This is a genomic window from Phocaeicola coprocola DSM 17136, from assembly GCF_000154845.1.
Lineage (GTDB): Bacteria > Bacteroidota > Bacteroidia > Bacteroidales > Bacteroidaceae > Phocaeicola > Phocaeicola coprocola.
On the sequence record NZ_DS981485.1, the window covers coordinates 91,588 to 101,864 of the forward strand.

Sequence of the window (10,277 nt, forward strand, 5' to 3'; positions counted from 1 at the left end):
CAACATACGCATCATACTTATCAATCAGTTCTAACGGTATGACCGGCATGGGAAAAGGATACACCTATATTGCATATAGCGGAAAATTTGTAAGATTACCCTGTACTTTATAAGGCAACATAGAAAATCTCTCCGCATGCAATTCCGGTCTTTTTCCCAGTAATGCTGTCAACGAATTGGCCCGGACATTCCCTTCGGCCTTCACTTCTATCGGCACCATTTGGGCATTACGTTGAATAACAAAATCCAACTCAAGACGCGAATTGTCTGTGTTATGGTAATAAATCGGTGACACGCCCTTACTTTTCATCTGCTGCAATACATACTGTTCAGTCATTCCTCCCTTGTATTCCTTAAATATGTCGTTTTTAATCAAGACTTGGGCCGGATCTGTCTTGACCATAGCACCCATAAGCCCCAAATCAACCATATAGAGTTTGAAAGCCGACAGGTCTTCATAAATATCAAGCGGAAGCTCCGGTTTGGTACATCGAGGCACTTTATACAACAACCCGGCATTTACAAGCCATTGAATGGCCATCTCAAAATCATTGGCTCTGGCACCTTTTCGCAAAGCTCCGTAAATGAATTTCTTGTTTTCTTTAAATAATTGGGAAGGAATGCTGTTCCATACCATTCGGACACGCGGAACCTGTTCTTTGGGCGCATGTTTTGAGAAGTCAAGATCATAGCCTTGCAAAATCTCCGACTGTATTCTTCTGACTTCCAGCAAGGAATCCGTTTCTACATATTTGAGTACAACTTCCGGCATACCACCTACATAATAATATTGCCGAAGGAGATCCGTATATTTGTCATGCAGGAGGCTTATCGTTTCAAAATCCCCACTCATAAGCAATTTACAAGCTTCTTCTTCTCCCTTGGCGACAAGAAACTCTTCAAAGTTCATAGGAAATATATTGATGACATTTACCTTCCCTACGGGATAAGACACATCCTGATGAAGGGATATCCCCAAAAGTGAACCTGCCACAGCTATATGATACTCCGGAACCTCCTCTTTAAAATACTTCAAAGATTCCAGTGCTTCCGGGATATCTTGTATCTCATCAAGGATAATAAGCGTATCACCCGGAGTAATGTCAACGGAAGTCATCGCACGCAGCCCCCGTAAAATTCTGTCAACATTGAAATCCTGAGAAAAAAGCTGGCGTGCAAGGTTATTCTTACGGCATACCACATAAGCCTCTTTTTTGTATTCAAGTTTGGCAAACTCATGGAGCAGCCATGTTTTCCCAACTTGTCGGGCACCATTTAAAATCAGAGGTTTTCTATCCTCACGGTTTTTCCATTCTATAAGTTGTTGCAAAACAAATCTTTTCATCTACAAACAGCATTTTTATACATGTAAAAACAGCGTATAATACATTTATCCGCACTTATTTAAAGCACAAATATACTAAAATAAACAGATAATAGAAGCAATCTTATACATTTTTCCGCACTTTAATCAACTCCAATGGAAAGCAGTAGCCAATTTAGGATTGCCTTCTCCACGCTCGATGGCCACCAGCGTATTGATGCCCACGCCCGCCAGTTCGGAGAAGTTCCAGCTGATTGACCTTCAAACTCTTCCTGCACTCTTTAATCATCTTTCCTAGCTCTTTCATATTCACAACACATTGTGATTTTAGTCAGTTTTCATCCTAGTTCAAAGAAAAAAACAGCCGATAAAGCAACTATAATCATTGTATTCATATAGATTAACATCATATATTCAAGTTAATCTATATATTTACATGGATTATTTGTATATTTGCAAAAAAGGAACAACCATGTGGAATGAAATGAGCAATCCAGCTGTGCTGATGAGAATCGGCCAGCGCATCAAAGAGACACGTATCAGGCAGCATATCACGCAGGAAGAACTGGCAACGGCTTCCGGTGTAAGCCCCTTGACCGTTGCGAACATCGAGAAGGGCAAATCGGTATCGCTGCTGTTGTTCATCAGCGTACTCCGCTCGCTCGGCCTGCTGGAGAACCTGGAGCAACTGGTACCGGAAATCCGGGTCAGCCCGATAGAGCTCAAAAAACTGCAAGGAAAGAAACGCTACCGTGTACGCCATTTAAAACAAGATAACCATGAATGATTTGATAGTAGATGTAAAGCTATGGGGAGAAAGCGTAGGCTCTCTCTATTGGGAAAAGGAAAGCAATGCCGCCTTGTTCGACTATGAACGGAAGTTCATCCGCTCCGGTCTTGACATTTCTCCCATCATCATGCCCATCAGCCAGTACAGGAACACCCCCTACCGGTTCCTTGAAAACCGTACCGACTGTTTCAAGGGGTTGCCCGGCCTGTTTGCCGATTCACTGCCGGACACTTTCGGAAACCAGATCATCAATGAATGGTTTGCCAGCAAGGGATTGTCCGGAGAAGAGATTACCCCTTTAGACAGGCTTTGCTATGTAGGCAAACGTGGCATGGGCGCACTGGAGTTTGAGCCGTCCTCGCCAATCAACGGCATGAACGAATCATCAGTGCTCCATATCGAGGAACTGACTGAGCTTGCCAAATCCGTATTCACGGACAGAATGGCTTTTCAGGTCCAACTGCGCCAGGAAGGAAGAAACATTCTGGATATACTGAAAGTGGGAACATCTGCCGGAGGTGCCAAGCCCAAGGCCATCATCGCCTACAACGATATTACCGGAGAGGTACGCTCCGGACAGGTAAAAGCTCCTGAAGGATTCGGGTATTGGCTGTTGAAATTTGATGGCGGCAAATACAGCGAACACACGCAGATAACGGACAATCCACAAGGAATAGGAAATATCGAATATGCCTATCACCGGATGGCAAAAGCCTGCGGTATCGATATGATGGAATGCCGGTTACTTCAGGAAAAAGAGTCATATCACTTTATGACACGACGTTTTGACCGTATGGAAGACGGAGAGAAGATCCATGTACAGACATTGGCCGGGCTTGCCCACTATGACCGTGACCAACGCCATTCATACGAAGAGATATTCCGTATCATGCGGCAGATGAACCTCCCTTATCCAGAGCAGGAGGAACTATACCGAAGAATGGTGTTCAACGTCATGAGCCGGAACCATGACGACCATAGCAAGAACTTATCTTTCCTGATGGATAGACAAGGGAAGTGGAAACTGGCCCCAGCATACGACCTCTGCTACTCATACACACCGGGCGGCAAATGGACGAACCGCCACCAGCTGTCACTCAACGGCAAACAAGACAATTTCACGATGGAAGATCTGCAAAAGGTAGGTGAGAACATGGGTATCCGGAAACACAAACAGATTATCGAAGAGATACAGGAAACCGTATCGCATTGGCATGAGACTGCCAAGGATTGCGGGGTCAAGCCGGAACACGCCGATTTTATCGGAGAAAACCTGCTCTTGTTCGGCAAGCAACTGCATACGATCCATATGCCGGACATTGCCAACGAACAAGAGCAGGCTTTCATGAAGGCTATGCGAAATGATGACTTCAATACCATTCTGAAACTGAAGATGAGAGGATATCAGCCATCGGAGAACACACTGAAAAGCCTCCAGCCGGATGTATCCGCCACCACCTTCATCGCTGCCGCCAAAATCTTCCAAATGGAAGGGATGCTAAAAAGCCTTCAGGACATAAAACCCGCGCAAAGCCCGATTACAGGCGGCAATAAACGTAGCATGGAATTGGGGGATTAGCACACAAACTACATCGCGCACAATTCAATATAACAGTAAATATATTAATTGTTATATATCATATTTTGATTTAACAATTAATATATTTACCTTTGTAAAATGACAACGAATCACATCACCCAAGCCATGGCCAATCCGGAAATCATAGTGGAACTGGGCAGACGATTTAAGGAATACAGGCTAACCTATAGGCTCACCCAAAAAGAGGCTGCCGAGAAAGCCGGTGTCAGCCTTATCACCTTACGCCAGTTTGAGAACGGGAAGGCCTATAACATCAATATGGGCAACTTTCTTGCCCTGTTACGAGTAGTGGACTGTCTGGAACAGATGGATGATCTGATGCCGGAAATACCTGTTTCAGCCTATACAATGGAACGAATAATGAATAAAAAGCCGAAAAGGATAAGACATGGAAAATAATGTTGTGAGTGTTATGTTATGGGGAGAAGAAGTCGGAAAGCTCTATTGGGACGAAAGAAACAAAAGAGCCGTCTTCAACTATCATCCGGATTTCATCAAGAAAGGAGTGGAAATCGCCCCACTGACCGCTTCTGTCAAAGGACCGGCGGCAAAGGGTATGCCCATACTCGGAAACAAAGAAAAGACTTATCAAGGTCTCCCACCGTTTTTGGCAGATTCATTGCCTGATCGGTGGGGTAACATGGTCTTCGACCAATGGGCGGCACAAAACCATATCCCCAAGCGCAAACTCACACCGGTAGATAAACTGTCTTTCATCGGGAAACGGGGAATGGGAGCCTTTGAGTTCATCCCGGCCACTCCTGGATTGGAATCCTCTTCCACTCTCCAGATAGAGAGTTTATACCAACTGGCACGCCGTATCTTTGAGGAACGGGAGGAAATATCCGTGCAAGATGACGAAGCACTGCAACTGCAAAGTATCTATGAGATAGGTACATCAGCCGGAGGGCAGCACCCGAAAGCCATCATCGCCATCAATGAAACGACACATGATATACGTTCCGGCCAAGTCCCTTTACCGGAGGGCTATACCTACTACATATTGAAGTTTGCAGAAGGGGACGATTTTCCGTTCACGCAAATGGAAATGGTATATTATGAGATGGCAAAGGAAGCCGGGATTACGATGATGCCTTCCCGACTCATTCAAATTGAGGGAAAACATCACTTCCTGACGGAGCGTTACGATAGGATAAACGGAGAGAAGATACATACACAGACACTTGCTGCCATGAATCCGGATGCAACGAGCTATGAGGATTTGTTTGAAGTCTGCCGAAAACTGAACATCCCGGCAAGCGAACAGTCCGAACTCTACCGTAGGACGGTATTCAATATCATGGGCGGCAATGTGGATGACCACATCAAGAATTTCTCTTTCCTGATGGAAAGAAACGGCACATGGCACATCACCCCAGCCTACGACATGACATTCACCACCAATTTGGACGGTGCGGCATACGAAAACGCACACTCCATGAGCATTGCAGGAAAAGATAACGACATCACGGAAGATGACCTGATGCAATTTGCCAAACAGAACGGAATAAAGAATGCGAAAAGGATAATCGAAGAAGTCAGCCTTGCCATCAGCCATTTTTACGATTATGCCACCAATCATCAAATCGATGACTATTGGAAAGACCGCATCGAAGAGCATCTTTCCGGTTTGGTATCTCCGATCATAGGGAAAACCATGAAACACTACCTGCCCACCATTGTCGAACCCTACGAGACAGAGGATGGCTTTTTGGTATCAGAAATCAACATCATCGAAAACACCCGGCATGATTTCCGTATCGAGGCCTTCATAAACGGAAAGCGACAGAAATACATTGCCGGGCGTAAAAGCGATTTGGCTGCTGAAGTCATTGCCAAAGGCAGAAACAAGATGCCCGTTGAGAACAAGAAAGAACTTGTGGAACGGTTGTTACTGCCTTTAGCTAGAAGATAAAAACAGACGAATAGCGACACTATTACATTAATAAAAAGTCTGTTCTTGTTCGGCAAGCAACTGCATACGATCCAAATCCGGACATTGCCAACGAACAAGAGGAGGCTTTCATGAAGGCTATGCGAAATGATGACTTCAATACCATTCTGGAACTGAAGATGAGAGGATATCAGCCATCGGAGAACACACTGAAAAGCCTCCAGCCGGATATATCCTCCACCACCTTCATCGCTGCTGTCAAAATCTTCCAAATGGAAGGGGTACTAAAAAGCCTTCAGGACATAAAGTCTGCGCAAAGCCCGATTACAAGCGGTAATAAACGTAACATGGAGCAAACAAATTTACTATTCAATTTTCAGTTTTTTTCTATTTCTATACTACTGTACGCCATAAAATAACGAAGAAACTTATTCCTATATCAATTCATAATCAATAACATACAATTCACCAAGAATATTAGGGAATGCTACAGTATCATATATCACCTGCCCTACTCCATTAAAATTACCCGGAGATATTACAGATGCTACAACACCATGATAAGCTGTGGGAGAAAAAGAAAGATCTGCTAATCCATTTATCCCAATAACATTTTTCTGTACACCAGCATTATTAACATTACAAAAAATTGCATAATGAATAGTTTGATGTAAATTTACAGCAGCATTAGGAAGATGCACAAAATATAATATATCTCCATTATTACATTTAGCTAAATCATGATAGGTATTTATTTTTTGTATCATACTTTCTAAAGAAGCTCCAAAAGGATTAACTGAAATTCTTTTTCCTGTTGCCTGTTCTATAATTCCTCTAACTAAATTAGCACACCCTCCACCATTTGTAGGTAAATTAACATTCAAATTCTGAGTATTAGTAATAAATTGTGTAATCAATTGTCTATCATTTATACTTATAGCCATATATTATAACTCATGTTCTCCTACTCTCTCAAAGGCTTTTCGGAACCTGCCTATAAAAACTGTCTCTGTAAGCTTACCCCACAAATCTACCCTATAATCCCCAAACCGCTATCATCCCTTTTCTGAATGCCATGGAATTTTTTCCGAATACATAAGTTAGAAGATGAAAAAAGATTGTATTCAAAGTTTTTGGTTCTTTTTTGAAAAAAGAACCGCTGGCCAAAAATCCAACGGTTACTTTACTTTCGGAAAAATATGCAATGAAGTTTATAGGCCGAATGAGGAACGCAGCTTCTTCATGGCATTCTCCACATCAAAGAAAGACACATCCATAAGATCTTCTCCCCATGCTTCCGGAAAGTCAAGAATGGAACGTCCGTTATTAAGAACCGCATCACGGATGGCTTTCATCACATTCTGCCGAGTCGGTTCCAGCTTGAAGAAAAGGCAATGCCTGACTGCCATTGTAAGGGTATCATCATCTATAAAGAAACGGATGGTGACGGTCATGTGTACCTGCGTCCGTTTCTCCAGTTTCTTCTTTTTAGTTTCCAGTTTGGCCAACCGGGAAACATAGAATGAAGGGATATGTTTCCCGGATTCAACGCAAGTCTTCATCGCTTCATGTATTTCAGCGATGCCGTCACGTATATCCGTCAAGTCGGTGCAGTTGGATGCAACCGTATAAGCCGATAACTTTTTCATCTCAAAAGCCGTTTTTATATGGCAAAAGCCCTGTTTGTGAAACTTATAATATATGAATCTCCTTATCACCTACCTTCTCGTCCGATACGACCAATACCTCGTACTTCATCCTCTTGTAATTATAGACTACGGCAAGCGTATTAAAGCCACCGTTATCATACCGCCTGTCATAAACGGTATGTACATACTCATACATCGCATTCCCCATCATGAACTTTACGGAAACATCCGTAAAGTAAAATGCCACCGCATAAGCCAGCGTTTTCTTTTTATCAACCTTTTTTGTTTTCATAACCATTTGTCCTTTATTGTTTTCTGATAAAATATTCAATGGCCGAATGAACCAATATATAATGTGTGGGTGTCTGCCTGCACTGTTCCGCATAAGGATTATAGAACTGGAGAGCCAGCGCATGGTATAATTCCGGCAATTCCCGCTTGATTCTCGCCGTAAGCAGCCGATAGGAGCATTTTCTACCGTACTTCATCAGCTCACGCCATTTGTCCTGTGTTATTTCCGTGCAATTCGTCTCGTAAACCATAACTTCCGTTTTTAAGTTCAATATTCCGGTTGGAAAGCGGAAAGGGGTTGTTCCCTCTCCGTTTATTCTCTAATCAATTCAGGCAAGCTTTTACCGTTATACCGGTTTTCAGTCCTTTATCCAGCTGCACGGTCAACCCACGAACATTCACCTCTTGAATTTGAGAAAGAAGCACATAACCCCATTCCCATTCTTGAATATGGCAATAACCGAAAAAAAGCCAGTCACCGTCTTCCTGCTGTTCGGCTTCCGTTACCAACCATACCACCGAAGAAAAAGGAAGGAAAAACCTTGCGATGACTTCCGCATTAAGCCCCTGCCCCTCTTTTGAGTACAAAGGGTTGGCTTCAAACACATTCTTTAGTTGTTCCGTCACTGTAATCATATGTCACATTTTTAAAGGGTTAAACTTCTAATTTTATGCTTCAGCTAGATTTAAAGACCTTTTTTTAAAACCCCTTTCCGGGATGACCTTTTCTTTCTGCCGACTTTTTTTTTGAGCTTTCATGCCCCATCTGAGTTTATAAGCCTTTTTTTTACGGCACACAACAAGAAGGAAGGAGGGATTGAGAAAAGTTTTGGACGACAAAAAATGTTGGGGACAGCGAAGCCGTCCGGCGTTATTTTTTTCGGTACAAAGGGCGAAGACCGGAACTCTTTCGTATCCATCCACCGAAATAAATTTGCCGTTCAAAAACAAAGGCTCTCAGACGGGGCTATGAAAAAACGTACATTAGGGGAGGCAGAAAACAAGGAAAAGGGCAGTACGGAAATAAAAGAAGAATAAAATCCAACATTATTCACATTGATATATAATAGCCAAGTATTTCGCCATATCAATATAAATCCAACTATAATCAAAATCAAACAGTTATCTAATTTATTGGTTATTAAACATATAATACGCCAAAACATTTATTTTGGAGAATATAATATTAATTAAACAAAAAAATGGCATCATTAAAAATAAAGTATCGACATTCCTCTATAGAAGGAAAAGCGGGAACATTGTTCTATCAAGTAATTCATAATCGTGTAGCAAGGCAGATAAATTCAGGATACAAGATTTATCCTGACGAGTGGGATATTTTCAATTCCCAAATAATCATACCAGCAAAGACAGGAGAAAACCGGCATCGGTATTTGGTTTCTTTAAAAAAATGTATTGAGGAAGACACCTCACGTCTAAAAGATATTATGATAAGATTTGAGAATCTTGGATACAAATATACGGCAGACGAAATCATTGAATATTATTCCGCTCCTCCTGTGAACGAGTACTTTGTGTCATTTTGTGAGAATCTCATTGAAGAATTGAGACAAATAGGTAAAATACGCACCACAGAAACTTATACCACTACGCTCAATAGCTTCAAGCGATTCATGAATTTCAGAAAGAAAGGCAGAGACATCCCTTTCGACAATATAGACTCCAACCTGATGATGGAATATGAACAATATCTAAAATCTAATGACATTTGTCCGAACAGTACTTCCTATTACATGAGAAACCTCAGAGCCATGTATAATCGTGCCGTAGAAAAAGAATTGGTTATACAGCGATATCCGTTTAAACATGTATATACGGGCATAGATAAAACTGTAAAACGGGCAGTTCCGGCCAAAATTATCCGACAGATACGCGATATGGATTTAAGTCACGACTCCTCTTTGGAATATGCAAGAGACCTATTTATGTTCGTAACCATTCTATTTTCCGCCACGACAATTTTATCGGCTGTTTTTCAGCCGATAAAATAAAAATGTCCGCAAGAAAATAGTTTAGTTTTAACATTCCGATTTATAAAAACATGGCAGAAGGACCTTCTTGTCGCAGTCCTTACCATGAAGAATACATTCAAACAAGTGCTTCAGGTAATCCTGAGGGGCTATATCATTAAGCTTGCAGCTTTCTATCAGAGAAAAGATGAATGCCGAGTTTCCTGCTGCATCCTCACTGCCTATGTTCATACAGTTCTTGAGCAGCAGCTTTACAGGTTTCATCCTTTGCTCACAGAGGTTGTTCGATATTTCCGCAGAACCGTCCTTGAGGATATTTTTCAGGGATTTCCACTGGTTTATCGTATAGTTCACAGCCTTTCTCATCAGTTCGTTTGCCATGAGTTTGGTATCCTGCATCATCATGACCACCTTATGATGGATACGTTCAAGAATAGGTCTCGTAAGCTTAAGTCTTTTTTCCTTAATCTGCTCACCGCTGAGTTTCATTGTGCGGAACAAGTCTTCATTTCTGAACATATCACCGATAGGGTCTATTATATCCATCGCAGTTCTGTCTGATGGCAAGGCATCGACCCACAGCCTCCTGCAGTGTGTCCAGCATCCTATATGAAGCACCTTTGAGTCTTCTCCGTCGAACATCCTGTAAACCGTATATCCGTCTGTAGATACAGATCCCATAAAATGTTCAAGGAAGGTCTTTGCTACATCAGAGGCTCTGCTGCCGTTATTGTAATG

Annotated in this window: 13 protein-coding genes and 1 pseudogene; 6 read left to right on the plus strand and 8 right to left on the minus strand. The window is 42.2% G+C overall.

Translation table 11 applies throughout. From position 1 onward, the window contains the following. Positions 1–64 precede the first annotated feature (64 nt). The gene (locus BACCOP_RS11435; protein WP_005868811.1) at positions 65–1,345 is read right to left on the minus strand and encodes an ATP-binding protein; all 1,281 of its coding nucleotides are present in this window, start codon (positions 1,343–1,345) and stop codon (positions 65–67) included. A gap of 126 nt (positions 1,346–1,471) precedes the next feature. Next, positions 1,472–1,631 (minus strand): annotated as a pseudogene (locus BACCOP_RS21135) (helix-turn-helix domain-containing protein). Positions 1,632–1,760: 129 nt separating this feature from the next. On the opposite strand from BACCOP_RS21135, the gene BACCOP_RS11445 reads away from it, so the two are divergent. The 5 genes from BACCOP_RS11445 to BACCOP_RS11465 all read left to right on the plus strand — a co-directional run bounded on the left by BACCOP_RS11445 (position 1,761) and on the right by BACCOP_RS11465 (position 6,027). Continuing rightward, complete coding sequence (locus tag BACCOP_RS11445) at positions 1,761–2,111, plus strand: helix-turn-helix transcriptional regulator (protein WP_005868812.1); 351 nt, start codon at positions 1,761–1,763, stop codon at positions 2,109–2,111. Next, on the plus strand, positions 2,104–3,693 hold the full coding sequence (locus tag BACCOP_RS11450) for a type II toxin-antitoxin system HipA family toxin (protein ID WP_005868813.1): 1,590 nt from the start codon (positions 2,104–2,106) through the stop codon (positions 3,691–3,693). Before BACCOP_RS11445 ends, BACCOP_RS11450 begins: the two co-directional genes overlap by 8 nt. A 99-nt stretch (positions 3,694–3,792) precedes the next feature. Then, positions 3,793–4,113, plus strand: a complete 321-nt coding sequence (locus BACCOP_RS11455) for a helix-turn-helix domain-containing protein (protein WP_005868815.1) — start codon at positions 3,793–3,795, stop codon at positions 4,111–4,113. Beyond that, positions 4,103–5,629 (plus strand): type II toxin-antitoxin system HipA family toxin, encoded by a 1,527-nt coding sequence (locus tag BACCOP_RS11460; RefSeq protein WP_005868817.1) that lies wholly within the window; start codon positions 4,103–4,105, stop codon positions 5,627–5,629. The genes BACCOP_RS11455 and BACCOP_RS11460 overlap by 11 nt, the downstream gene beginning before the upstream one ends. A gap of 110 nt (positions 5,630–5,739) precedes the next feature. Then, entirely contained in the window at positions 5,740–6,027 is a 288-nt protein-coding gene (locus tag BACCOP_RS11465; RefSeq protein ID WP_007569214.1) for a hypothetical protein, read from the plus strand. A gap of 15 nt (positions 6,028–6,042) precedes the next feature. On the opposite strand, the gene BACCOP_RS11470 is transcribed toward BACCOP_RS11465, so the two are convergent. The 5 genes from BACCOP_RS11470 to BACCOP_RS11490 form a co-directional block, all read right to left on the minus strand. Then, positions 6,043–6,552, minus strand: a complete 510-nt coding sequence (locus BACCOP_RS11470) for a hypothetical protein (protein WP_007569216.1) — start codon at positions 6,550–6,552, stop codon at positions 6,043–6,045. A 267-nt stretch (positions 6,553–6,819) separates the two neighbouring features. Continuing rightward, positions 6,820–7,257, minus strand: a complete 438-nt coding sequence (locus BACCOP_RS11475) for a hypothetical protein (RefSeq protein WP_005868821.1) — start codon at positions 7,255–7,257, stop codon at positions 6,820–6,822. Positions 7,258–7,300: 43 nt separating this feature from the next. After that, positions 7,301–7,549: a hypothetical protein gene (locus BACCOP_RS11480; RefSeq protein ID WP_005868823.1), complete on the minus strand. Its 249-nt coding sequence runs from the start codon at positions 7,547–7,549 to the stop codon at positions 7,301–7,303. A 13-nt stretch (positions 7,550–7,562) separates the two neighbouring features. Beyond that, a complete protein-coding gene (locus BACCOP_RS11485; RefSeq protein ID WP_005868824.1) occupies positions 7,563–7,799 on the minus strand; it encodes a hypothetical protein in 237 nt (78 codons plus the stop codon). A 73-nt stretch (positions 7,800–7,872) separates the two neighbouring features. Beyond that, entirely contained in the window at positions 7,873–8,184 is a 312-nt protein-coding gene (locus tag BACCOP_RS11490; RefSeq protein WP_005868826.1) for a DUF2958 domain-containing protein, read from the minus strand. A 566-nt stretch (positions 8,185–8,750) separates the two neighbouring features. On the opposite strand from BACCOP_RS11490, the gene BACCOP_RS11500 reads away from it, so the two are divergent. Next, the gene (locus BACCOP_RS11500; protein ID WP_007569224.1) at positions 8,751–9,560 is read left to right on the plus strand and encodes a phage integrase SAM-like domain and Arm DNA-binding domain-containing protein; all 810 of its coding nucleotides are present in this window, start codon (positions 8,751–8,753) and stop codon (positions 9,558–9,560) included. 27 nt (positions 9,561–9,587) lie between these two features. On the opposite strand, the gene BACCOP_RS11505 is transcribed toward BACCOP_RS11500, so the two are convergent. Further along, on the minus strand, positions 9,588–10,277 hold a 690-nt coding region (locus BACCOP_RS11505; protein ID WP_007569226.1), incomplete at its 5' end, for an IS66 family transposase.